Genomic DNA, 24,149 nt, shown 5'->3' on the forward strand with positions numbered 1-24,149 from the left:
TGCGCCCGGATTGGCGGGCAACTATCGAGCAACGCGCGTAGTGCGGGCCGCCTGGGCGGCGGAAGATCCAAGCAAAATACGGCCTTTGCATCCGCCAATCAAGCGCTAACAGCTATATATTAAATAGCGTCACCGCGCCGCAGCACCCGCGCCCCCAGGCCGCGCTCGCGCCGCAGCGCGTAGGCCAGGGCGCTGGCGCTGGCGTAGCCGGTGCGCAGGGCCGTGGCTTCGAGCGACTGGCCGCGGGCCAGGGCGCGCTCGGCCACATCCAGCCGGCGCGCGCGCAGCCATTGCTGGGGCGTGTGGCCGGTCAGCTCCAGCAGGCGCACGTGAAAGCGTTGTGGGCTCAGCAGGAACAGCGCCGCCATGCGCGCCGTCGGCCAGTCCTGGTGCAGCGCGCCCTCCACGGCGGCGCGCAGCAGGTCCAGATCCAGCCCCCGGCGCGCCAGCACGCGCGGCGCCTGCAGCAGCAGGGCCAGATGGGCCGCCGCGTCCGCCGGCGGCGCGCCGCGCGCCTGCGGCGGCACGGCAAAGCGGCGCACCCGGTCCACCTCGGCCGCGGGCGGCGCGTCTATCACCAGGATGGATGCGCCGGCGCCGGCCAGAAAGCCATGCCGCGTGCCCGCCGGCACCACCACGCCGCAGGCCGCATCGACAAAGGCTGCGCGGCCGGCCAGCTCCAGCTCCATGCGGCCCTGCAGCGCGTACAGCACCTGGGCATGGGCGTGGTCGTGCGCCTGGTGCTCGCCGGCGTAGCGGCGCACCGAGGCGACGGGGCGATCGAGCGCGGCGCGGTTCATGGGCGCGATGGTAGCCGCGCGCGGGCCGGATAATCGCGCGCCATGTCGTCCCATTCCGCTCCCGCCGCGCGCCGCTCCTGGCGCCAGGCCTGGCTCGTTTATCTGGAGCCCGCCAGCCTGCGCATGCTGGCGCTGGGCTTTTCCGCCGGGCTGCCGCTCTTGCTGGTGCTGGGCACCCTGTCCTTCAGGCTGCGCGAGGCGGGCGTGGACCGCACCACCATCGGCTACCTGAGCTGGGTGGGCCTGGCCTACGCCTTCAAGTGGGTCTGGTCGCCGCTGGTGGACCGGCTGCCGCTGCCGCTGCTCACGCGCCGCCTGGGGCGCAGACGCGGCTGGCTGCTGCTGGCGCAGGGCCTGGTGATGGCCGGCCTGGTGGGCATGGCGCTGACCGACCCGCGCGCCGAGCTGGCGCCCCTGGTCTGGTGCGCGCTGCTGGTGGCCTTTGGCTCGGCCACGCAGGACATCGCGCTGGACGCCTTCCGCATCGAATCGGCCGACGCCGAGCGCCAGGCCGCCCTGGCCGCCACCTACCAGACCGGCTACCGCCTGGCGATGATCTGGGCCGGCGCCGGCGTGCTGTGGATCGCCGCACGCGCCGAGATTCCCGGTCTGGTCGGCTACCAGGCCGGCGCCTGGGCCGCGGCCTATCTGGTGATGGCGGCCTCCATGCTGGTCGGCACCGTGACGGTGCTGCTCTCGCCCGAGCCCGCGCCGCGCCCGCTGCCCCCGGCCAAGGGCCTGGGCGACTGGCTGCGCGGCGCAGTGGTGGAGCCGTTTGCCGACTTCATCAAACGCTACCGCTGGCAGGCGGCGCTGATCCTGGCGCTGATTGCCGTGTACCGCATCAGCGACGTGGTCATGGGCATCATGGCCAACCCCTTCTATGTCGATATGGGCTACAGCAAGGACGAGGTGGCCGCCGTCACCAAGGTCTTCGGCGTGGTCATGACGCTGGCCGGCGCCTTCGTCGGCGGCGTGCTGTCGATGCGCCTGGGCGTGATGCGCGTGCTGATGCTGGGCGCCGTGCTCTCGGCGCTATCGAACCTGCTGTTCGCCTGGCTGGGCCAGCGCGGGCATGACGTGACCGGCCTGGTGCTGGTGGTTTCGGCCGACAACCTGGCCGGCGGCATCGCCTCGGCGGCCTTCATCGCCTACCTGTCGGGCCTGACCAACGTGCAGTACTCGGCCACGCAGTACGCGCTGTTCAGCTCCATGATGCTGCTGCTGCCCAAATGGCTGGCGGGCTTCTCGGGCCAGTTTGTCGATGCGCATGGCTACAGCGCGTTCTTTACCGGCACGGCGCTGCTGGGGCTGCCGGTGTTGCTGCTGGTGTGGTTTGCATCAAGAGCCAAAAAGGCCTCTGGCACTCTATAGATAAGCGTTGATAGCTATCAATTTTCTTGATTGAAAACAGACCTCGGCCGCCCTCCTCTTACCCCCTCCTCCTCTGGGGGAGGGTTGGGGTGGGGGCCAGCACCGCGCGTATGCCTATGCCAGCATGTCGCCGGTATCAACGCGCCGCCGTCTGCATGGCTTGCACGACCTTCACCGTCTTCACACTCACCATGACGACGCGCTGCAAGAGATCGATCACCTTCTCCTTGTGATCGGCAAAACGGTAGGTATAAAACTCCTCGCGGATGGTCGGATCCTTGGGCTTTTTTTCCTTGTGCTGATCCAGCACCCAGTCCAGGGCCGAGCGGTTGCCCAGCCGGTAGGCCCAGGCTTCGGGCGGCACGCCGCGCAGCGTGGTTTCGCTGTCGAGCAGGATGCTGCCTGCCGCCGGATCGGACTTGAGCAGCGGCTTTGGCGCCAGGCCCGCAGCGCGCGCCTTCACGTCGGGTTCATCATGGCGCGTGAGCTCGAAGGGCTGCACCGACTCGTAGTCGATGTGCAGCCGCATCAACTCGGCACCCCAATCGGCCCAGCGCCAGAAGTCGGCGTAGAACGGGATGCGCGGGAATTCGCGCTTGAGGTTTTGTGCGTACTTCTCGCAATAAACAGGATCGTGCAGCACGGCGTAGCAGTAGTGAAAAATTGCCTCCTTGGTGATCTTGCGCGCCCCGGTTTTGCTCCCTCTCCCACTGGGAGAGGGTTGGGGTGAGGGCTCGCAGCCTTTGTAGTGGGCGATGAACTGCTTGAGGCCCCAGTCGGTGATGTTGTCAACGACGTTGTTCTGGGCGTCATGCCGCCGCAGGGGGAGACCGTATGTGTCCCCGACATAGTGCAAGTCAAACGGTGCACCCCCAGCCAACACACGCAATCCGGACGACATGGACAGGCAAAGCGTCCGGCCCTGGATGAACTCGCGCATGGCGCCAGGTTCATCCACCAGCACATCGGAGGCATAGATAAGCCGCGTCGTGAATGGGCGGTAAATGTAGGGATAAACACGCTGAGGGTCGAATGGCTCGATGCGACGCTGTTGGGCGCGCCGCTTCAAGTTCCGCGACCACTTGATGCGCGTGTCGTACTCGTCCGGGCGTCCGACATGCCTATCGTAGAGGCGCAGGAAGAACTGGACTTTCGAGGCGAGTTCACGCTTGGTGTTTCCAACGACCCACTCATCGCGATTCGTCGAAACACCCAACGAAAACAGCTTGAAGATCGCCCGCTCCTTCGCCCCCGTCTTCGCCGCCTTGGTCTCCTTGCTGGCCAGCGGGATCAGGCTGTCGAAATCGTTGTGCGTCAGATTCAGCCAGTTTCCGCTCTTGTCGGGCGAGACCTCATCGAAGGCCAGGGCGCGCAAGGGCTGGCTGGCGAGGAAGGCAAGCTTTTCCTCGGCGGTTTCCAGCTCGGGGCGACGCGCGTAGTACACGCGGGCGGGCCTTTTGTCTTTTGTGGCCTGCTGGCGCTTGACGAGGAAGCTGATGGCCACGCCAGTCTGGATGCCAAAGACGTTGTGTCTCGTGCCGCTCAACTTGGGGTTGGCACGCACGTCGCCGCCCAAATCGACCACGTAGATGTCGCTGAACTCCTGCGCCACGGTCTTGCGAAAGCCGTCGAAGGTGCGGGCATCGAGAAAGCTGCGGTTGGTGACGAAGGCCAGGATGCCGTTGGCATCGAGCCGGTCGCTGGCCCAGCGGAAGAAGCGTGCGTACATGTCGTACAGCTTGGTCTTCTGCGCCGTGCTCTCGGCGATGTAGGTTTGCTTGATGCGGGCGTCGATGTGCGGATATTCGCGATTCTTGTTGTTATCGTTCTCGCTTTGCTGGTTGGCGTTGTACGGCGGGTTGCCGATGACGACGCTGATGCGCCGGCTGTTCTGGCGCCGGATGCGTTCGACGTTCTCCTCGCTCACGCTGCCAAAGAGCTCGCCGGTGGTGCCGCGCGCGGCGGTGTGCAGGCCCACGTTGTCCAGCGTGTCCACGAAACACAGGTTGGGAAACTCGGCGTAGCTGCCCGTAATGGCGGCGTAAGTCGCTTCGATGTTCAGATTCGCCACGTAGTACGGCAGGATGGCGACCTCGTTGGCGTGCAGCTCGTGCTGGTACTTGTGCGCCAGCTTTTTTGGCTGGCCACGAAAGTGCTCCAGCAGCTCGCAGATGTAGGTGCCGGTGCCAGTGGCCGGGTCGAGGATGTCCACGTCCTTGTCGATCAGGTTCTTGCCGAAATGCTGCTCGCACAGCCAGTCGGCGCCGTCGATCATGAAGCGCACGATTTCATTGGGCGTGTAGACCACGCCCAGCCGGTCGGCGGCCTTGGTGTTGTAGACCTTGTAAAAGTTCTCGTAGATCACCTTCAGGAAGGCCTGCTTCTCGCCATGGCTGCCGATCTGAGCGGCAGCGGCGCGGATGGCGGCGTAGTAGGCATCCAGGCCCTTCAAGGTGTTTTTCTTGAGCGCGCCGGTGAAGAACTCGGCTTCCAGCGCGTAGAGCTCGCTTGCGACGTTGTTCTGGTGGTGGAAGTCGCTGTCGTCGAACACCTTGGCAAAAATTTCCTCGGTCAGGATGTGCTGGATCAGCATCTCGCGCACGTCGGCGTCGGAAAGCAGCGGGTTGATGGCCTCTTGGGCATGGGCCAGGAATTTGTCTTCGGCGGCGCGAAAGCTCTTGTTGCTCCGGTGCGCGCCGTCGATCATCTGGCGCAGCGAGTCCAGCACGGCTGGCAGGTCGCTCTTGAACTGCGCGACGGCGGCGCGAAAGCTGGCGATTTCCGGGCGCTCGTAGCCAAAGAACAGCTTCAGCAGCTTCTCCAGCGCGGCGGTGTCTTCGACCGCGCAGCGCATGACCTCCTGCCGGTGCTGCCAGAGCACGACGCTGGCATCGTCGCTGAAGACGATGTTGTCCTGCGGGTAGCCGCGCCGGAATTTCTTGGCAATTTCCTCGTCGAGCTTGTCCTGTGCGTCCTTTGCCTCCCAGTAACCCAACGGCATGCGCAGCTCATGCAGCAATGCGCCGTCGACGCTGATGCTGGTCTTGGTGGCGGTCTTGAGCGGATATTCGGCCAGGAAGACCAGGCCTTGCTGCTTCCCCCAGGCCTTGAGCAGATCCTTGAAGGCCTCGCGCACGATGGTTTCGCGCTGGCTACCGCTGATCTTCTTGATGAGGTCGAGCTGGCTCAGGTAGTCATTGATGAGGAGTTGGCTCATGCAAGTTTTCCTTCAGTGCGCCATGCATCCAGATTGAGCAACAGCAGGGGCGGCTGAATGGCCGTGAAACGCTCCCGCCGAGCGTGGATCATTGCCGACAGGGCGTCGCAGCACGCCAGGATGGGGCGGACGAGCCTGCGCTCCGGTGCATCGTCGATCGTGAGCCACTTGATGTCATGGAACCGGCTCAATGGGTGAGATGGCATCTCAACCATCGCGTAGCGCAGGTAATACCGTCGGTGCGGCGGCTCAGTCGTGTCCAGGGGGTTCATGAGCCAAGGGTAGCGCAGAATGCGCGGCGCGCCGACGGCGCCATGGCAGCGTCAAGATCCCAGCACCATATTCGCCACCAGCCCTTTATATTCAAACACAAACAGCTATTGAAAACATAGTAAAAACCGGTTTACCAAACTTTACCCCCGCTTCAACACCACGCGATACCGAAAGCCGAAGATGCCCGCCATGAACTCCCAACTGCTGATGATCGAAGACGACCACCGCCTGGCGCAGATGGTGGGCGAGTACCTGGGCCAGTCCGGCCTGCAGGTCACGCACATGGCGGACGGCGCCAGCGGCCTGGCGCGGCTGCAGGGCGGCGAGCCGCCGGATCTGGTGATCCTGGATCTGATGCTGCCCGACATGGACGGGCTGGAGGTCTGCCGCCGCCTGCGCGCCCTGCCCGGCCCCGCGGCCCAGGTACCGGTACTGATGCTGACCGCCAAGGGCGACCCCATGGATCGCGTGATCGGCCTGGAGATTGGCGCCGACGACTATCTGCCCAAGCCCTTTGAGCCGCGCGAGCTGCTGGCGCGCATACGCGCCATCCTGCGCCGGCGCGAGGGCGGCGGTGCCCAGGCGGCGGCCAACGTGTTGCGCTTTGGCCAGCTGGAGATTGACCGCGACGCGCGCACCGTCAGCGTGGCGGGGGCGCCGGCCGAGCTCACGTCCTACCAGTTCGACCTGCTGGTGGCCATGGCCGAGCGCGCCGGCCGCGTGCTCACGCGCGACCAGATCATGGAGGCCGTGCGCGGGCGGGAGCTGGAGGCTTTTGACCGATCCATCGACGTGCACATGGGCCGCATCCGCGCCGCCATAGAGCAGGACGCGAAGAACCCGCGCCGCATCCTCACGGTGCGCGGCGTGGGCTATGTGTTCGCCAGGCAGCAAGACTGATGTCCTGGCTCAGCCCCTTCTCGCGCCGCCTGTACCTGCGCATCTGGCTGGCCGTGGTCGGTGGCGTGCTGGTGTTTGCCTTTGCCGTGGGCCTGGCCTGGCGCTGGGCGGCCGAGCAGAGCCAACAGCAGCCGCCCACGCGCGAGATCGTGATCACCGATGGCCAGGGCCGCACCCTGGTCGATGGCACGGGCGTGCGCCAGCGCGGCGACCCCAGCGAGGGCATACGCTACCGCATCGAGGGCGACAACGGCGTGGTCTATGAGATGCAGATGTCGCCGCGCACGCGTGGCCCGCGCCCTGGCGACCACGGGCCGGCCGCATGGCTGCGCCCGCCGCTGGGCTTTATCTGGATGCTGGCCCTGGTGGGCATTGCCGTCACCGTGGGCGTATTCCCCATCATCCGCAAGCTGCTGCAGCGCCTGGAGACCTTGCAGCGCAGCGTGCAGCGCTTTGGCGAGGGCGACCTGTCGGCGCGCGTGGCCGAGCAGGGCCAGGACGAAGTGGCGGCCCTGGCGCGCCAGTTCAACGCCGCGGCGGCGCGCATCCAGACCCTGGTGCAGTCGCACAAGTCGCTGCTGGCGAATGCCTCGCACGAGCTGCGCTCGCCGCTCACGCGCATCCGCATGGGGCTGGAGCTGATGCAGGGCGGCCAGCCCTCGCCAGCCTTCAGGGCCGAGATAGAGCGCAACATCACCGAGCTCGATCAACTGGTGGACGAGATTTTGCTGACCAGCCGGCTTGACGCCGGCGCCGCCGACGTGGGCACGGTGGAGCCCGTCGATCTGGTGGGCCTGGCCGTGGAGGAATGCGTGCGCGTGGACGCCGAGCTACAGGTGGGCGCAGGCGGCGCGGATGACGATGGCGCCGCCACCATCGAGGTGCCCGGCGTCTCCAAGCTGCTGCGCCGCGCCGTGCGCAACCTGCTGGAGAACGCGCGCCGCTACAGCCAGGGCGAGATCACGCTGCACATCACGCGCGATGGCAGCACCGCCGTGCTGCGCGTCTGCGACCTCGGCCCGGGCGTGCCACCCGACCAGCGCGAACGCATCTTCGAGCCCTTCTACCGCCTGCCCGGCGCCAGCGAGCGCGCCGGCGGCGTGGGCCTGGGCCTGGCCCTGGTGCGCTCCATCGCCGCACGCCATGGCGGCAGCGTGGTCTGTGAGGGGCGGCCGGATGGCGCTGCGGGTGCATGCTTTGTGCTGCGGCTGCCGACCACCAATTGACCAGCTCGGCCAGTTCAGTAGGTACTCATACCCAACGTCAGCCGGACAACTCCCTGGCCATCAACATGACGCGGGACAACTGTCATCACAGGCAGATTGCAAACAACTGTCGATTTTTTTTACACCAACCCCGCCACAGAACTTACGACACATCACAACACCATGAATTTATTGGCTTTTTCATGTTTGGCACAAATTATGCTTATTGCACTTGGCAACAACCATGGAGAAGATCATGAAGGCATTTCAACTGATGGGTTTGGCGATCGGCGCCCTGCTAGGTGCCGGCACAGCCGCAGCCGGCCCGCTGCCAGGCGGCTGGTCCTGCACTGGCAACTGCGGCACCAACACCGCCGCTGACGGCGACGTAACGTTGGCGCCAGGCTTCGGCTCTTATCAATGGATTTCGACGGCGGGCGGCCTAACGGGTGCCGGCCAGCTGCCAGTCGGCCCCACCGGCCAGGAGACCAATGGATCTTCGGCGCAAACGCCCACTTTCTCGGTGAACGCTGGTGACAAGCTGAACTTCTACTTCAACTACATCACCTCTGACGGCGTGCAATTCACCGAATACGCCTGGGCCGGCCTGTATTCAGGCACCAGCACTTTCGATTCGTATTTGTTCACCGCACGCACCACAACCAGCGGCAACACCGTGCCAGGGTTCGGACTGCCAGGCCTTGGCGCCGGCGTGACGCTGACGCCCTCCACTTCGGCCATCATCCCCGGCGGCCCCGACTTTTCTCCCCTGGGCGGCAGCTCTGGTGGGTGCTACGGAGGTTCCGGACAGGGCTGCGGCTACACCGGCTGGATCCAGATGGAGTACACATTCACCACCGCCGGCATCTATTCGCTGGGCTTCGGCGTCACCAACGCACTCGACACGGCATTCGACTCCGCCTTTGCCATCGCTGGCGTGTCGATCAACGACACACCCATCGACCCCAACCCGGTGCCCGAACCGGCAACCCTGACGCTGCTGGGCGCCAGCCTGCTGGGCCTGGGCGCATTGCGCCGCCGGCGCCAGCAGGGCTGACAAGCCCCCTGGGCACCGCAGCCTCGGGGCGGTGCCCGGTTTGCATGCCTTTGCATGCACCGTCTTTGGCGCCCGGCAGCGCCAGCCCGCAAGGCGCGGTTTCATGTTCCGTGTCACGCCGGGCACCAACTTCCTCGCCAGCAAACTGGCCAAGTGGAGCCAGGTGGTCAAGACCGCGAAAATGGCGGTGCACCGAGGCCCCAAAGGAAGAGTCCCTCAAGGGCTTTCTGGAACAAGGCAGCCGTTTCTTGAACCCCGTTTTCGTGGGCGATACCCTGTACTGCACCCTCACCGTGTCGGACCTCAAGCCGGGCAACACCACGGGCGTGATCACCCTCGGCACCGAGGTGAAAAACCAGAAGGGTGTGGTGGTGATGGATGGCTTTCAAAAATATCTGCTGAGAAAACGCCATCCGGGTCAGTGAACCACGCGGGCCTTGCAGCGCTGCCTGCCATGGCACATCCCCAGCGCCCGTGCTGCCATTCACGCGGGTGCGGTGCGCCCATCTGCTACAACCCGTGGTATCGCAATGCCTCGGAGAAAAAACCATGAGCACAGCCGACATCGGCACCCTGCAACGCACGCCAATGGGCTTTGAAGGCCAACTGACGCGCCAGCTCGACCACGACGCAGTAGCCGTCTGGCGCATGCTGACCGACCCGCTGGCCATGGCGCAATGGCTGGCGCCGGGCAGCGTGGAGCAGCGCGCCGGCGGCACCGTGCACATCGACTTTGCCGACAGCGGCACCGTCATCGACAGCCGCGTCAGCGCCTTTGAGGATGGTCGCCTGCTGGCCTATTCGTGGAGCAGCGGCAGCGAGCCCGAACGCCCCATGCGCTGGGAGCTGGTGCCCGCGAATGGAGGCACGCGGCTAACGCTGACGCTGCACATTCCCGCCCAGGAGGACGCCGCCAAGGCCTGCGCCGGCTTCGAGGGCCATCTGGACATGCTGGCCGCAGCCCTGGAGGGCGTGCCCATCAAGTTCCCGTTCCAGCGCTTTCTGCAAGCGCGCGGCGCCTATACCGAGCAGCTGGCGGGTTGAGCATCGCCATGACCAGCAGCGCCTACCACCCCGCCGCACCGCCGCTGCAGGTGGCGCAATGGTTCAACACGCGCGTGCCGCTCTCGCTCGAATCGCTGCGCGGACGCGTGGTGCTGCTGCACGCCTTTCAGATGCTGTGCCCGGGCTGCGTGGAGCATGGCATTCCGCAGGCGCGGCGCGTGCACGAGACGTTTTCGCCGGATCAGGTGACGGTCATCGGCCTGCACTCGGTATTCGAGCACCACGCCGTGCAGGGCACGCCGGCGGCGCTGCAGGCCTTCATCCACGAATACCGGCTGCGCTTTCCCATAGCACTGGATCAGCCCCACCCGACGCGCAATATTCCGCTGACCATGCAAGAGCTGATGCTGCAGGGCACGCCCAGCGTGGTGGTGATAGACACCCTGGGCCGCGTGCGCCTGCACCACTTCGGCCATCTGGACGATCTGCGCCTGGGCGCGCTGCTGGGCCAGCTGGTGGGTGAAGCCACGGCGCCTGTGGCAAGCGCGCCAGCGGCGCCGGGCTGCGACGACCACGGTTGCGCCCGCCCGGATCTGCCACAGTCATGAACAGCACCCGGCCACAGGAAGTGGCCAAGTTGCGCGCCCTGCTCACCGGCCGCGCCCGGCCCTACACGCGACCCGGCAGCGTGAGCGCCATCGCCAAGCAGCCGCGCAGCGGCCCGGTGGCCGTGGGCCCTCTCGGGCTTGCCGACGACGAGCAGGGCGACCCGCGCGTGCATGGCGGGCCGGACAAGGCCGTGCATTGCTACGCCTGGTCGCAGTACCAGCCCTGGCGCCAGGAGCTGGCGGGCAACGCCACGGCCCAGGCGCTGCTGGCCCAGCCCGGCGCCTTTGGCGAAAACTTCAGCCTGGACGGTATCAATGAGTCTCAGGTCTGCCTGGCCGACCAGTGGCAGGTAGGCAGCGCGCGCTTCGAGGTCAGCCAGGGGCGCCAGCCCTGCTGGAAGCTCAATGACCGTTTTGGCCTGCCCGACATGGCGCTGCGCGTGCAGACCAGCCTGCGCGCCGGTTGGTACCTGCGCGTGCTGCAGGTTGGACATGTGCAGGCCGGCGATACGGTGTGGCTGCTGGCGCGGCCGCACCCCGAATGGCCCATAGACCGGCTGCTGCGCGTGATTGCCGAGCGCGACTGCGCCCCCGAGACGCTGCGCGAGATACTGACACTGCCGCTGCCGCCGTCCTGGCACCGGCTGTTCACGCGCCGGCTGGAGAGCGCCAGCGTCGAAGACTGGAGCTCGCGCCTGGTCGGCAAGCCCTGAACCTCAACGCACCAGCGGCCAGCGCCAGACCGACGCAAGATACATCAGCGCGCCCGCCACCAGGGCCGCCGCCGCCAGCGCCAGCCCCTGGGCAAAGCCCTGCGCTTGGCCACCACGCGCCAGCAACCAGGCCACCATGGGTGGGCCCATGATCTGCCCCAGGCCATAGACGGCGGTGATCAGGCTGGCAAAGCTGTCGGCCGACGCCGGCCACAGGCGCCGCGCTTCCTGCAGCCCATAGAAGGTGATGGCCGTGAACGGCAGGCCCAGCAGGGTGCTGCTGAGTGCAAAGCCCGCCGGTGTGGGCCACCACAGGCCTATGCCGATGCCGCCGGCCTGCATGGCGTAGGCCGCCACCAGCAACCAGCGCCTGTCCCAGCGCGTCGGGGCGCGTGTGCTCAGCGCCGCGCCCACGGCTACGCCGGCGCCGAACATGGGCCAGAACAAATCCGGCCAGGGCGAACCCGCCGGCAGCGCGCCGCGGGCGATCACCGGCAGAAAGGTGGCGGTGACGATGTAGCCCAGCCCCGCCAGCCCATAGGCCAGCGCATGCACGCCACGCGCCGCCGCCGCGCCGCCGCCCGCGGCGCGCGCCGCAGCCGCTGGCGCATGCGCCGCGCCCGCCTGCGCCTTGGCCGCACGCCCCTGCACCACGGGCCAGACCACCAGGCACAGCAACACCGACAGCAGGCCAAACACCACCCAGCCCGATGCCGCGCGCCACTGCGCCTGCACCATCAGGCTGGTCGCCAGGCCGGTGAGCGCAATGCCCACGCCCGGGCCGCAGAAAATCAGCCCGCCCATGGCCGGGCGCCCCAGTACCGTGAGGCGCACCATGGCCCAGGCGGCGGTATTCAGCAGCACAAAGGCGCTGGCCACGCCGGCGGCAAAGCGCAAGGCGGGCCAGCTGTCCGGCAGTGGCAGGGCCATGGCCAGGGTCAGCAGCACCGTGGCCACCAGGCCGGCGCGCGCCAGGCGCGCCGGGTGCCAGCGTTCATACAGGCGCGGCAGCAGCCAGGGCAGGGCCATGCAGGCCAGGGCGCCCACCAGGTAGCCCACGTAATTGGCGGTCGCCAGCCAGCTGCCCTCGGTCAGCGTGACCACGCCGTCGTGCAGCATCATGGGCAGCAGCGGCGTGAAGGCAAAACGCCCCACGCCCATGGCCACGGCCAGCGCCAGCATGCCGGCCAGGGCCACGGCGGCGGGGCGGTGCGACCAGTCGCGCGCGGAGGGCGAGGTCGTGGATTCGGGGGCGAAAACATGCATGGCGATGCGCTGGCAATGGGGGAGAAGGATTATGGCCGTGCCCCTGCGGGTATGCTGCGGCCGCTATCGTCTGGCTCTCCCTCTCTACTTCTCCTGCGCGCCATGAACCACGACCTGCTTGCCCGCCTGGGGCTACGGCTTCCCATCATCCAGGGCCCCATGACCGGCTCCGACACGCCGCAGCTGGCCGCCGCCGTATCCGCCGCCGGCGGGCTGGGCTTTCTGGGCTGCGGCATGCGCTCACCCGCCGCCATGCTGGAGGCGGCAGCCGCCGTGCGCGCCGCCACCGACAAGCCCTTTGGCATGAACCTGTTCGTGCTGGAGACTCCCCTGCCCGACGATGCCGAGGTGGCCGCGGCCATGGAGCGGCTGGCGCCGCTCTACGCGCGCTTTGGCCTGCAGCCCGAGCCGCCCGCGCGCTGGTGCGAAGACTTCGCCATGCAGTTCGAGGCGCTGATCCAGGCCCGCCCGGCGGTCGCCAGCTTCACCTTCGGCATTCTGAGCAGCGCCCAGGTGCGCCGCATCAAGACGGATGCCGGCAGCTACGTCATCGGCACCGCCACGACGCCGGCCGAAGCACTGGCCTGGGCGGAAGTGGGCGCCAATGCCGTGGTCGCCAGCGGCCTGGAGGCCGGCGGGCACCGCGGCACCTTTCTGGGCGACTGGGACGGCAGCCAGATCGGCACCATAGCCCTTGTGCCGGCCTGCGTGGATGCACTCCGCATCCCGGTGATCGCCGCCGGCGCCATCATGGACGGGCGCGGCATCGCCGCGGCGCTGGCCCTGGGCGCACAGGCGGTGCAAATGGGCACGGCCTTCCTGGCCTGTCCCGAGTCGGCCATCACTCCTGCCCAGCGCGCCGCCATGGCCGGCGCGCAGGCGACGGACACACGCCTGACGCGCATCTTCTCGGGCCGCCCGGCACGCGGCATCCTGAACGACGCCATGCGCACGCTGGCGCCGCACGAGGCCGAGATCCCCGCCTATCCGATACAGAACGCCCTGATGGGCCCGGTGCGCCGCGCCGCCGCGCAGACGGGTGATGCCGGGCATATTGCGTTGTGGGCTGGACAAGGGGTGGGGGCGGTGCGGGCGCTGACGGCCGGCGTTTTGCTGCAGACGCTGGAGCGGGAGTGGCGGGACGCCCGCAATTTACTATAATTTTAATAGCTATTAGCGCTTGTCATATGGGCGCTACAAGGCGATTTTTTAATACCAAACCGCTTTCCGTGCCACACCGGCTACAGAGCCATGGTTCACGGCGTTGGCGTGGCGTGAAACCAGCGCAGGAACCTGCGCCGGCGCAGCCACCAACCGCGCTGCAAATAGGCTCGCGCCAGCTCCTCGGGGGTGAGCGGCGAGGCGGCGCGAAAGTTCTGCCGCAGCTGCTCGGCCAGCGCGGCCGTACCGTCCGGGCTCTGGCAGACATGGCGCATGGCGCCAACCAGGCTGCGCGCCGCCTGCTGCGCCAGCGCCAGGCGCAGGCCGGCGTGCTGCCACTCGGGCTGGCCCGCTAGCGCCTGCGTCAGCGGCAGCAGCGCGGCAGATTGATCGAGCGCCTTGCGCAGGCTCATGCTCGCCAGAATGCTGCTGTCACGCTGGCGGTAGGCCACCCAGGGGCTGGTTTCGTAATAAAAACTCTGCGCACGCAGCGCCATCAGCGGCATGGTGGCCATGTCCTCGAAATAACGGCCGGCGGGAAAGCGCACACCGCTCCGGTCATCGCCCCACAACGCGCGGCGCGAGATCTTGGACCAGGCATGCAGCTGCCCCGTGCCCAGCATGCCCGCCATGAGCTGGGCCCGGTCGTGCACCAGCTGCCACGCCGGGCCGTCAAAGCTGCGCTTGTGACCCTCGCCGCGCAGGCGGTGCTTGAGGCGCACGCGCTCGCGCCAGACGGCAAAGTCGCACAGCACCACATCTGGCGCATGACCGCGCACGATGGCTTGCAGGCCGGCAATGGCACCCGGCAGCAGCTTGTCGTCCGAGTCCAGAAACCACAGGTAGTCGCCGGTTGCGGCATCGATCATGGTGTTGCGCGCGGCGCTCAGGCCGCCGTTGCGCGCATGCTGCAGCAGCTGCAAGCGCCCCGGCCAGCGCCGATCCAGTTGCTGCATCAAGGCCCATGAACCGTCTGTGGAGCAGTCGTCGAGCACCAGCAGCTGCACCCCGCCATCGGCCGGCAACTGCTGCACCACCGAGGCCAGGCATTCCTCCAGATAGGGCGCCACGTTGTACACCGGCACCAGCACGCTCAGCCAGGTCACGGTACGCTCCTTGCCTCGCCCGGTGGCCAGATACCCCGCTCCACGCCACGCAAAGCCGCCCACAGCACGCTCACATAGAACACAAAGAACATGATGCCGCTGTTATGGTTGAAGAACGGCTGTGACATGCCGAACATCAGATAGGCCACCGGGATCAGGCTGCCCAGGACACGCAAGGCCAGGGCATCGTGCCAGCTGGATGAACTCTCCGGCCACTGCTGCAACCGCCGCCGCGTGGGCCAGAACAGGAACAGCACATAGGCAAACAGGGCCGCCTGCAGCAAGACCCCGAACACGCCGACCTTGACCCAGATATCCAGAAAATCGTTGTGCACCTGCGGGTAGAAAACGAGCGCCTTGTCGAATTCACCCAGCTCCACACGCCGGGTCATTTCGGCCACATAGCCATGCGCACCCCAGCCCAGCCAGGGTTTTTGCGGAATCATGTCGGCCACCAGCCGGTATTGATCCAGGCGCACACCCAGCGAGGTGCCGGCGATGCCGGCATTGAAGTACTGGGTGATTTCCTCCACCGCCTGGCCAATGCGCTCATGAAACCGAGGGGTGACGGCCAGCACCACCACCAATGCCAGCAGCAGGGCCACCGACAGTGCCAGCAAGCGGCCAAACAACCTTGGGCGAATCTGCCTGACCTGGGTCAGCAGGGCGGGGAATATCAATACCACCGCCAGCCAGCCGCCGCGCGACTGCGACAACAGGGACGCTGCAACACCGGCCACGACGGCCACCGCCATGAATGCGCGCCACCACCAGGCACGCCAGCGCCAGAATATCGCCGCGCAGACCATGGCCATGCAGCCCAGCAGCAAGGCCAGGTTGCCCCATTGAATGGCATTGGTGTAGCCCCCGGGACGCTCCATGCCCTGCGCCCAGGCCTGCCACGCGGCCAGGCTCCCCATGCCGATACAGCCGACGGGCAAGCCCCAAAAGAAGGCCTGCGGCCTGGGCGGAAAGGCGGCAATGAAGAGCAGACACGGCACGCCCAACAGCCACTTGATGCCCTTGTCCCAGCGGCCCATGCCGCGATCCAGCGACAGGAAAAACCACATGCAGCCCATGCAGACCAGCAGCAATGCCAGCCATAGCGTGCGGCGCTCCGGCCGGCTGCGCAGCCAACGTGGCGCGTAGAACAAGGCGCCGGCCAACAACAGTACCGCACCATAGGAGTAGCCCGAAGGCACCCAGATCGCCAGCGCCGCCAGCAGAAAGGTGGCCAACGTCGTCAGCTTGAATGGGGTTTCGGCCTTGTAGTCCATCAGTCACGCCCGCCAGGGGCATTCAGCAAGGCACGATAGCGCCGCCACATATGCTCGCGCCCACAAGCTGTAAGCGCCTGCTGGCGTGCAGCCTGCCCCAGGCGCTGCGCCTGGGCGGGGTTTTGCAGCAACTGCTGCAACGCGTATGCCAACGCAGTCGCCTCGGCAGGCGGCACCAGCAAGCCGGTGCGGCCATGCTCCAGCACCTCGCGCACACCCAGGACATCCGAGCCCACGCAGGCGCAGCCTGCGGCCATGGCCTCGACCAGGGCCAATGGCATCCCCTCCCAGTGGGAGGACAGCACGAACACCTGGGTGGCGGCCAGGCGCTGCGGCAGGTCAGGCACATTGCCCAGGAAGCGCACCTGCTCCTGCAAACCGAGGGACTGCGCCAGGGCCTCGGCCTTGCCGCGCAGGCCGGCCTTGCCGGCGCCGGCCAGGTACAGCGTGGGCCGCAGGCCACGCTCGCGCAGCAGGCCCAGCGCCGCTATCAGCGTGGTGTGATCCTTTTGCCGGGCAAAACGCGATGCCATCAGGATGGCCGGCTCGCGCTGTTCCCAGCGCTGCGGTAGCAAGCTTGCAGGAAAGCGCTCCAGCGCAATGCCATTCGGGATGGCCAGGCATTTGCCCGGGGCAAAACCGCGCTCGATGAGTGCGGTGCGCACCCCTTCCGACACGCCTATGCTGGCCTGGGTGTGCGGCTCAAGCTCCAATGCCTGGCGCAGGCGCCGGGGCGTGTAGCGCTCGCGTGAGTTGTGCTCGACATGGAAGATGCGCGGCACGCCCTCGGCCACGGCGGCGCGCCGGCCCCAGATATGGTCGCTAAAGCCATGCGCAAAGACCACGTCCGGACGCCAGTCGCGAATGATTTTGCGTAACTCCCATACCGTGAGCGCATGCAGCCAGTTGGACACCAGCTGCACCTGCAGCCCCTGGTCACGCAGCGCCTGCACGCGCTCTGCCGAGGTATTGCGCTTGCGCCGCAGCACCAGCAGGGTCTGCATATGGGGCTCGCCCCGGGCGGCCAGGCACAGATCGACCGCCACTTGCGTGGCACCGGAGAAGCCTCCGGTCACAAAGTGCAGCACCTTCACAGACCGCGCCAGTTCATTGGTATGGGCTGCAGAAACACCTGGCCAACTACGGCGGCTCTCCAGCCGCCCAGGCTCAATGTCCGCCCTTGAGCACCTCACCCGCCTTGAGCCGGTATTCGGTGCCGCAGTACGGGCACGAGGCATGGCCCTGGTGGGCGATCTCGAGGAACACGCGCGGGTGGCTGTTCCACAGCTTCATGTCGGCCTTGGGGTTGGGGCAGTGCACTCCGCCGTTGCCGTCCAGATCCTTGGCCAGCAGTTCAACGATTGCTTGTGTCATGGGGGTTCAGACCTTGGTGAGCCAGTGGGCGTATTTGGGGTTGCGGCCGTTGACGATGTCAAAGAACGCGCTCTGGATCTTCTCGGTGATCGGGCCGCGGCTGCCGGAGCCGATCTGCACCCGGTCGAGCTCGCGAATCGGCGTGACCTCGGCCGCCGTGCCGGTGAAGAAGGCCTCGTCGGCGATGTAGACCTCATCGCGCGTGATGCGCTTTTGCACGAGGTCCAGGCCCAGGTCCTTGCAGATGTGCAGCACGGTGTTGCGCGTGATGCCGTTCAGCGCGCCGGCCGACAGATCGGGGGTGTAGACCACGCCATCCTTGATGACGAAGATGTTCTCGCCCGCGCCTTCGCTCACAAAGCCAGCGCTGTCCAGCAGCAGGGCCTCGTCGTAGCCGTCGTCCAGGGCTTCCATGTTGGCCAGGATGGAGTTGCTGTAGTTGCTCACCGCCTTGGCCTGCGTCATGGTGATGTTGACGTGGTGGCGCGTGTAGCTGCTGGTCTTGACGCGGATGCCGCGCTGCATGCCCTCTTCGCCCAGGTAGGCGCCCCAGGCCCAGGCGGCCACCATCAGGTGGATCTGGTTGCCCTTGGGGCTGACGCCAAGCTTTTGCGAGCCTATCCAGGTCAGCGGGCGCAGGTAGCACGATTCAAGCTTGTTGGCCTTGACCACGTCGATCTGCGCCTGGTTCACCTCGTCCTTGGTAAACGGCAGCTGCATGCGCAGGATCTTGGCGCTGTTGAACAGCCGGTCGGTGTGCTCTTGCAGGCGGAAGATGGCCGTGCCGTTCACGGTGTTGTAGGCGCGCACGCCCTCGAAGGCGCCGCAGCCGTAGTGCAGCGTGTGGGTCAGCACGTGGATCTTGGCGTCGCGCCAGTCCACCATCTGGCCGTCCATCCAGATCTTGCCGTCACGATCGGCCATCGAGGGAACAACGGGGCTCATGGTGATCCTTTAGAGAACTGCGAAAGTCGCAAAGCCGGCTATTTTACGATTCGGCGGCGGGTTCCTCGCCCGGTGCGGGGCGCACCAGCTCCCAGCTGGCCAGCCGGCCATTGAAAAACTTGCAGGTCACATGCGACTTCGTGCCATCCGTCCAGCGGTAGACCTCGGGCTCCTGGCCCTCGGCCGAGAGCTGCTCGCCCAAAGCGCGCGTCATGGCCATCACATGCATCAGATTCACGCCGGGTTTCAGCTTGGCATTCAGCATCACGGCGCTGCCCACGTAGCCTATGGGGTTGTGGCGCGCCTTCTGCATCACGTTCATGAGGCGCGTGTAGTGCAGCAGCCCCCACATGACCAGGCCGCCGCTCACGGTTAGGATGCCCTGCGGGCCATAGGCGCGCCAGGCGGCGATGACGAGCACAACGATGCCCAGCGGGATGAGGAACTTGCGCAGATTCATGGGCGGCATTGTCGTATGCGCCGGGGAGTACATGGCTGTGGGTCTTGCGTAGTACGCGTCAAAGCACCTCGTCACAGAAAGCCACCGGCGTGACGATGCGTGTGCGGCCCAGGCTGCCACGTTGCAGCAGCCCGGCCCTGCGGTCGCCGGTCACCAGGTAGTCGGCCGCGCTCGCCACTGCCATCTGAAGCAGGAAGGTATCGTTGGGGTCAGTGGCTTGCACGCCCTCCGGCAATGGCGGCAGCATGGGCAGCACCAGGGCGCGCTGCATGCTGTTGACCATGGTTCCAATGCGGTGGGCGGGCAGGATGGCCTTGAGTTTGGGATAGCGGCTGACGCGCCGCAACTCGTCGAGCTGCTCCAGGGACGTGACCAGCTCGAAACGCGATGCGCGCCAGGCGCGGTAGATCAAGTCGGGGGGACGATACGGTGAAATCAGCGCGCCCAGCAGCACATTGGTGTCGAGAATGACGCGCATCAGCGCCCGCCGCCCTCACGCGCCCACTGCACTGCCTCGTCAATGAGCTCCGTCAGCTCGCTCTCGCCCAGTCCAGCGGCTGCGGTCTTGGCCTGATCGACCGCGCGCTCCAGCAGGTGGGCGCGCACCGATTCTTCGATGAAGCGGGACAAATCACCCTTGCGCCCCCCGCCCTGGGCGGCAAGAAAAATGCGCACGGATTGATCCACTTCCTGCGATACAGCGATGTTCCAGCGCACCGTGCTCATGATGACTCCAATTCGGCGCTTATGCGCATAGACACTTATACACCTATCTGCAGGCTTGCACAGTGGCCACTCGCCTCACCCCAACCCGCGCACCGCATCCATGGCCTCGTCCACACGCTCCACGGGGTGGATCTGCAGGCCGGGGATGGGCTTTTTGGGCGCATTCGCCTTGGGCACCACGGCCACGGTAAAGCCCAGCTTGGCCGCCTCTTTCAACCGCTCCTGGCCGCGCGGCGCGGGGCGTACCTCGCCGGCCAGGCCGACCTCGCCGAAGGCGATGAAGCCCTTGGGCAGTGCCCGGCCGCGCAGGCTGCTGGTGATGGCCAGCATCACCGCCAGGTCGGCCGCGGGCTCGCTGATGCGCACGCCGCCCACGGCGTTGACGAACACATCCTGGTCCGCGCAGGCCACGCCCGCGTGGCGGTGCAAAACCGCCAGCAGCATGGCCAGGCGGTCGCGCTCCAGGCCGACCGACAGGCGCCGCGGGCTGGGCCCGCCGCCATCCACCAGGGCCTGTATCTCCACCAGCATGGGGCGCGTGCCCTCCAGCGTGACCAGCACGCAGCTGCCGGGCACGGGCTCGGCATGCTGGGAGAGGAATATCGCGCTGGGGTTGGCCACGCCCTTCAGGCCGCGCTCCGTCATGGCGAAGACGCCGATCTCGTTCACCGCGCCAAAACGGTTCTTGATGGCGCGCACCAGGCGAAAGCTTGAGTGCGTGTCGCCCTCGAAGTACAGCACGGTGTCCACCATGTGCTCCAGCACGCGCGGGCCGGCGAGAGCCCCCTCCTTGGTCACATGGCCGACCAGGATGATGGCGATGCCCGTGGCCTTGGCCAGGCGCGTGAGGTGCGCCGCGCATTCGCGCACCTGGGCCACGGAGCCGGGCGCGCTGCTGAGCTGGTCTGAGTAAACGGTCTGTATCGAGTCGATCACCGCGACGGCAGGCTGCGTGGCCTCGATGGTGGCGAGGATCTTTTCCAGCTGGATCTCGGCCAGCACGTTCACCTGGCTGGCATCCAGCCCCAGGCGGCGCGAGCGCAGCGCCACCTGGGCGCCGCTCTCCTCGCCGGTCACGTACAGCGTGGGCAGGCCCCGGCGCTGCAGCGCGTCCATGGCCTGCAGCAGCAGCGTGGACTTGCCTATGCCCGGGTCGCCGCCGATCAGCACCACGCCGCCCTCGACCACGCCGCCGCCGAGCACGCGGTCGAGCTCCTCGACGCCGCTGGCGGTGCGCGCCACCTCGGTGGCCTCGATGGCGGCCAGGGGCATCACCGCCTGGGCCTGGGCCAGGCCGGCGTACTGGCCCGCGGCGTTGCTCAGGCGGTTCTTGCCGGGCGCCGCCTCGGGCACGGTCTCGATCAGTGTGTTCCAGGCGCCGCAGCCGGGGCATTTGCCCAGCCAGCGCGGGCTGGTGCTGGCGCATTCGCTGCAGGTGTAGAGGGTTTTGTCCTTGGCCATGGGGTGGGGACTATAACCAGGACAATCGACGCGGCGCCCGCACCCGCCCCGGCGCATGGCGGCAGACCAGGATATCAAGCAAAATCGGCCTGCAGCGCCTTACCACATTGCGCGGACAGCTATTATTTAAGGAGCATCAAATGCCTGTATTGACCCTGTACTACGCGCCGGGCACCTGCGCCCAGGCGGTGCGCATCGCGCTGGAGGAGGCACAGGCGCCCCATGCACTGGTGCGCGTGGACTTTGCCAGCCAGCAGCAGCGCACGCCCGAGTACCTGGCCGTGAACCCCAAGGGCCGCGTGCCCGCGCTGGCCACCGAGCACGGCACGCTGACCGAGACCCCTGCCCTGCTGGTGTATGTGGCGCAGCGCTTTGCACAGGCGAATCTGGCGCCCAGCGACGCCTTCGGCCTGGCGCGCATGCAGGAGTTCAACAGCTACCTCGCTTCCACCGTGCATATCGCCCATGCCCACCGCCCGCGTGCCGCCCGCTGGGCCGACGAGCCCGAGGCCCAGGCCGCCATGCAGCGCAAGGTGCCGGCCAACATGCGCGAATGCTTTGCGCTGATCGAGCGCCATTACCTGGCCGACGCGGCCAAAGGCCCCTGGGTGCTGGGCGAGCAGTACAGCGTGGCCGACGGCTATTTGTTCACGGTGGCCGGCTGGCTGAAAAGCGACGGCGTGGACATTGCAGAGTTTCCGCGCGTGGCGGCGCACAGCCAGCGCATGGCGCAGCGCCCGGCGGTGCAGCGGGCGCTGGCCTGAAGAAAAAAAGACCGGCCCCCTTGCGGAGTACCGGCCTGTAAAGGCCCGTCAGACGGGCCGGCTTTCAGGGGGTGCAGCGCATCACTCGAACGGCTGGGGCCGCTTGGTCTTGTCGCTCGACGGCGGCAGGATGGGCATGGCGATCTTGGGCTGGTCGCCGGTCAGGGTCTTCAGGAAGGCCACGATGTCGGCGTTCTCCTTGTCGGTGAACTTCTTGCCCAGCTGGATGCGGCCCATGGTGTCCACGGCCTCGGCCAGGGTGTCGGCGGCGCCGTCGTGGAAGTAGGGGTAGGTCAGCTCCACGTTGCGCAGCGTTGGCACCTTGAAGTTGAAGCGCTCGGCGTCGTTGCCGGTCACGGCGGAGCGGCCCTCGGCCGGGTTGTCCGTCTTGTAGGGCTCGACCAGGCCCATCTTCTGGAACGAGGTGCCGCCCAGGTTGGGGCCGTTGTGGCAGGCCACGCAGCCGGAGTTCTTGAACAGCTGGTAGCCGCGCAGCTCCTGCGCCGTGATGGCCTTCTTGTCGCCCTTGAGCCATTTGTCAAACGGCGCGTTCGGCGTGACCAGGGTTTCCTCGAAGGCGGCGATGGCGGCCGTCACCTCGTCGATGCTGAGCTTGTCGTGGCCGAAGACGCGCTTGAACTCGCCCACGTACTGCGGGATGGAGCGCAGCATGTCCACCGCCAGGTCGTGCGAGAAGGCCATCTCGCCCGGGTTGGCGATCGGGCCGCCGGCCTGCTCCTTCAGGTCCTTGGCGCGGCCGTCCCAGAACTGCGCCAGGTTCAGGCTGGAGTTGAGCACCGTAGGCGAGTTGATCGGGCCCTTTTGCCACTTGTCGCCAATCGAGGTCTTGAGGTTGTCCGAGCCGCCCATGCTCAGGTTGTGGCAGGAGTTGCACGAGATGAAGCCCGAGCGCGACAGGCGCGGGTCGAACCACAGCTTCTTGCCCAGCTCGACCTTGGCCGGGTTGGTGACCTTGGCCGGGGCAATCGGCTGCACGGGCTCCTGAGCGCGCGCCGGGGCCGCCGCCAGCAGGGCAGCGGCGCCCACTGCGCCGAGTGCGAAGCGCAGGGCATGTCGCAGAGAGGAAGACCTGGATGGATAGGACATGGGGCAACTCCACAATTTTTTAGTTGGCTATCACGCAGCGATCGGTGCGCTGCGAAGCCATTCTTAGTGGAAACCCCAGGTCATTGCTTGATCTAGAACAACATTAGAACAATCTAAATTAATGTTGACTGGCGGCGTCGGGTATAGGCCCTAATCCATGGTCACCGGCACGCGCGGCGCCAGCGCACACATCAGCTCATAACCCACGGTGCCGGCGGCCTGCGCCACCTCGTCTATGGGCAGCAGGGCACCGTTGCCGGCGCGGCCCCAGAGCGTGACCTCTGCGCCCGGGCCTGCATCGGGAACGGGTGTCAGATCGACGGTGATCATGTCCATGCTGACGCGGCCCACGGTGCGCGTGCGCACGCCGCCCACCAGCACCGGCGTGCCGGTGTCTGCATGGCGCGGATAGCCGTCGGCATAGCCGCAGGCCACCACGCCGATGCGCAAAGGCCCATCGGCCATGAAGCGCGAGCCATAGCCCACGCTGTCGCCGGCCTGCAGCTGCTGCACGGCGATGAGGCGCGAAGCCAGGGTCATGGCCGGCTGCAAGTCCCAGGCGGCGGCCGTGCGCTCGGGGTGGTCGGGCGCGCTGCCGTAGAGCACGATGCCGGCGCGCACCCAGTCCAGGCGCACTTCGGCCGCGCCACCGTGGCGCAGGATGGCGGCGCTGTTGGCGATGCAGCGCTCGCCCGGCAGGTCCTGCGTGGCCTGCTCGAAGGCCTGCAGCTGGTGCGCTATGCCGCGCGCGCTGTCGGCGTCGCTGAAATGGGTCATGAACGAGATTTCATCGACCTGCGGCAGCGCGTTCAGGCGCGCCCAGGCACTGCGGTAGCGCCCGGGCGTGAATCCCAGACGGTTCATGCCGCTGTTCATCTTCAAGAACACGCGCTGCGGCACCTGGGTCTTGTGCGCCGCCAACCAGTCGATCTGCTGCTCGCAATGCACCACATGCCACAGCGACAGGCGCGAGCACAGCTCCAGGTCGCGCGGCTCGAACACGCCCTCCAGCAGCAGGATGGGGCCGCGCCAGCCGAGCTGGCGCACGCGCTGCGCCTCGGCCAGATCCAGGAGCGCAATGCCGTCGGCCGAGCGCAGGGCCTCGAACACCCGCTCTATACCGTGGCCATAGGCATTGGCCTTGACCACCGCCCACAGGCGCGCATCGGGCGCCGCGCGGCGCGCGCGCTCCAGGTTGTGCTGCACCGCAGCAGGGTGGATGGTGGCGAGAATGGGGCGCGGCATGGCGGTGTTAACACGTATCAGGACGGGCGCATTCTGGCATCGCCGGGCTCCAGGCGCGTGATATAACCGCCCGTCGCTCCGAGGAGTGTTTCCAAATATCACAGT

25 protein-coding genes are annotated in these 24,149 nt (G+C 67.0%); 10 read left to right on the forward strand and 15 right to left on the reverse strand.

The annotated features are described in order from the left end of the window. Positions 1-119: 119 nt before the first annotated feature. Positions 120-800 carry a helix-turn-helix domain-containing protein gene (locus P4826_RS11620; RefSeq protein WP_317700550.1) on the reverse strand — a complete coding sequence of 227 codons (681 nt, stop codon included), beginning with the start codon at positions 798-800 and terminating at the stop codon, positions 120-122. 42 nt (positions 801-842) lie between these two features. On the opposite strand from P4826_RS11620, the gene P4826_RS11625 reads away from it, so the two are divergent. Next, positions 843-2,174, forward strand: a complete 1,332-nt coding sequence (locus P4826_RS11625) for an AmpG family muropeptide MFS transporter (RefSeq protein WP_317700551.1) — start codon at positions 843-845, stop codon at positions 2,172-2,174. A 136-nt stretch (positions 2,175-2,310) separates the two neighbouring features. On the opposite strand, the gene P4826_RS11630 is transcribed toward P4826_RS11625, so the two are convergent. After that, positions 2,311-5,391, reverse strand: a complete 3,081-nt coding sequence (locus tag P4826_RS11630) for a type ISP restriction/modification enzyme (RefSeq protein WP_317700552.1) — start codon at positions 5,389-5,391, stop codon at positions 2,311-2,313. Beyond that, on the reverse strand, positions 5,388-5,663 hold the full coding sequence (locus tag P4826_RS11635; RefSeq protein ID WP_317700553.1) for a hypothetical protein: 276 nt from the start codon (positions 5,661-5,663) through the stop codon (positions 5,388-5,390). The genes P4826_RS11630 and P4826_RS11635 overlap by 4 nt, the downstream gene beginning before the upstream one ends. A gap of 190 nt (positions 5,664-5,853) precedes the next feature. On the opposite strand from P4826_RS11635, the gene P4826_RS11640 reads away from it, so the two are divergent. From P4826_RS11640 to P4826_RS11670, 7 genes are all read left to right on the forward strand, one after another. Next, the gene (locus P4826_RS11640; RefSeq protein ID WP_317700554.1) at positions 5,854-6,564 is read left to right on the forward strand and encodes a response regulator transcription factor; all 711 of its coding nucleotides are present in this window, start codon (positions 5,854-5,856) and stop codon (positions 6,562-6,564) included. Then, entirely contained in the window at positions 6,564-7,790 is a 1,227-nt protein-coding gene (locus tag P4826_RS11645; protein ID WP_317700555.1) for an ATP-binding protein, read from the forward strand. Before P4826_RS11640 ends, P4826_RS11645 begins: the two co-directional genes overlap by 1 nt. A 235-nt stretch (positions 7,791-8,025) precedes the next feature. Beyond that, on the forward strand, positions 8,026-8,826 hold the full coding sequence (locus tag P4826_RS11650) for an NF038132 family protein (protein ID WP_317700556.1): 801 nt from the start codon (positions 8,026-8,028) through the stop codon (positions 8,824-8,826). 44 nt (positions 8,827-8,870) lie between these two features. Beyond that, positions 8,871-9,251: a MaoC family dehydratase gene (locus P4826_RS11655; protein ID WP_317700557.1), complete on the forward strand. Its 381-nt coding sequence runs from the start codon at positions 8,871-8,873 to the stop codon at positions 9,249-9,251. A 124-nt stretch (positions 9,252-9,375) separates the two neighbouring features. Then, positions 9,376-9,870: an SRPBCC family protein gene (locus P4826_RS11660; RefSeq protein ID WP_317700558.1), complete on the forward strand. Its 495-nt coding sequence runs from the start codon at positions 9,376-9,378 to the stop codon at positions 9,868-9,870. 8 nt (positions 9,871-9,878) lie between these two features. Further along, entirely contained in the window at positions 9,879-10,439 is a 561-nt protein-coding gene (locus tag P4826_RS11665; protein ID WP_317700559.1) for a redoxin domain-containing protein, read from the forward strand. Beyond that, positions 10,436-11,152, forward strand: coding sequence for an MOSC domain-containing protein (locus tag P4826_RS11670; RefSeq protein ID WP_317700560.1), 717 nt, complete (start codon positions 10,436-10,438; stop codon positions 11,150-11,152). Before P4826_RS11665 ends, P4826_RS11670 begins: the two co-directional genes overlap by 4 nt. Positions 11,153-11,155: 3 nt before the next feature. On the opposite strand, the gene P4826_RS11675 is transcribed toward P4826_RS11670, so the two are convergent. Next, positions 11,156-12,418, reverse strand: a complete 1,263-nt coding sequence (locus P4826_RS11675; RefSeq protein WP_317700561.1) for a YbfB/YjiJ family MFS transporter — start codon at positions 12,416-12,418, stop codon at positions 11,156-11,158. 102 nt (positions 12,419-12,520) lie between these two features. On the opposite strand from P4826_RS11675, the gene P4826_RS11680 reads away from it, so the two are divergent. Continuing rightward, complete coding sequence (locus P4826_RS11680; protein ID WP_317700562.1) at positions 12,521-13,579, forward strand: NAD(P)H-dependent flavin oxidoreductase; 1,059 nt, start codon at positions 12,521-12,523, stop codon at positions 13,577-13,579. A gap of 95 nt (positions 13,580-13,674) precedes the next feature. Here the strand turns inward: P4826_RS11680 and P4826_RS11685 are convergent, their stop codons facing one another. The 9 genes from P4826_RS11685 to radA form a co-directional block, all read right to left on the reverse strand. Next, on the reverse strand, positions 13,675-14,685 hold the full coding sequence (locus tag P4826_RS11685) for a glycosyltransferase family 2 protein (RefSeq protein WP_317700563.1): 1,011 nt from the start codon (positions 14,683-14,685) through the stop codon (positions 13,675-13,677). Further along, on the reverse strand, positions 14,682-15,962 hold the full coding sequence (locus P4826_RS11690; RefSeq protein ID WP_317700564.1) for an O-antigen ligase family protein: 1,281 nt from the start codon (positions 15,960-15,962) through the stop codon (positions 14,682-14,684). Before P4826_RS11690 ends, P4826_RS11685 begins: the two co-directional genes overlap by 4 nt. Beyond that, positions 15,962-17,056, reverse strand: a complete 1,095-nt coding sequence (locus P4826_RS11695) for a glycosyltransferase (protein WP_317700565.1) — start codon at positions 17,054-17,056, stop codon at positions 15,962-15,964. The genes P4826_RS11690 and P4826_RS11695 overlap by 1 nt, the downstream gene beginning before the upstream one ends. Before the next feature lie 73 nt (positions 17,057-17,129). After that, entirely contained in the window at positions 17,130-17,336 is a 207-nt protein-coding gene (locus P4826_RS11700; RefSeq protein ID WP_317700566.1) for a zinc-finger domain-containing protein, read from the reverse strand. 6 nt (positions 17,337-17,342) lie between these two features. Beyond that, a complete protein-coding gene (locus tag P4826_RS11705) occupies positions 17,343-18,281 on the reverse strand; it encodes a branched-chain amino acid transaminase (protein ID WP_317700567.1) in 939 nt (312 codons plus the stop codon). 43 nt (positions 18,282-18,324) lie between these two features. Beyond that, positions 18,325-18,741 carry a glycerate kinase gene (locus P4826_RS11710; RefSeq protein WP_317700568.1) on the reverse strand — a complete coding sequence of 139 codons (417 nt, stop codon included), beginning with the start codon at positions 18,739-18,741 and terminating at the stop codon, positions 18,325-18,327. Positions 18,742-18,799: 58 nt separating this feature from the next. After that, entirely contained in the window at positions 18,800-19,219 is a 420-nt protein-coding gene (locus P4826_RS11715; protein WP_317700569.1) for a putative toxin-antitoxin system toxin component, PIN family, read from the reverse strand. After that, complete coding sequence (locus tag P4826_RS11720) at positions 19,219-19,467, reverse strand: ribbon-helix-helix domain-containing protein (protein ID WP_317700570.1); 249 nt, start codon at positions 19,465-19,467, stop codon at positions 19,219-19,221. The genes P4826_RS11715 and P4826_RS11720 overlap by 1 nt, the downstream gene beginning before the upstream one ends. 75 nt (positions 19,468-19,542) lie before the next feature. Beyond that, positions 19,543-20,928: a DNA repair protein RadA gene (radA, locus tag P4826_RS11725; protein WP_317700571.1), complete on the reverse strand. Its 1,386-nt coding sequence runs from the start codon at positions 20,926-20,928 to the stop codon at positions 19,543-19,545. Positions 20,929-21,068: 140 nt separating this feature from the next. Here radA and P4826_RS11730 point away from each other — a divergent pair, with 140 nt between their 5' ends. Continuing rightward, positions 21,069-21,692, forward strand: a complete 624-nt coding sequence (locus P4826_RS11730) for a glutathione S-transferase family protein (RefSeq protein WP_317700572.1) — start codon at positions 21,069-21,071, stop codon at positions 21,690-21,692. A gap of 81 nt (positions 21,693-21,773) precedes the next feature. Here P4826_RS11730 and P4826_RS11735 read toward each other — a convergent pair whose 3' ends face one another. Beyond that, positions 21,774-22,799: a cytochrome-c peroxidase gene (locus tag P4826_RS11735; RefSeq protein ID WP_317700573.1), complete on the reverse strand. Its 1,026-nt coding sequence runs from the start codon at positions 22,797-22,799 to the stop codon at positions 21,774-21,776. Between the two features lie 150 nt (positions 22,800-22,949). Then, positions 22,950-24,044: an alanine racemase gene (alr, locus tag P4826_RS11740; protein ID WP_317700574.1), complete on the reverse strand. Its 1,095-nt coding sequence runs from the start codon at positions 24,042-24,044 to the stop codon at positions 22,950-22,952. Positions 24,045-24,149: the final 105 nt, after the last annotated feature.

The sequence above is a fragment of the Diaphorobacter limosus genome, assembly GCF_033100095.1.
GTDB classification, from domain to species: Bacteria; Pseudomonadota; Gammaproteobacteria; order Burkholderiales; family Burkholderiaceae_C; genus Alicycliphilus; species Alicycliphilus limosus.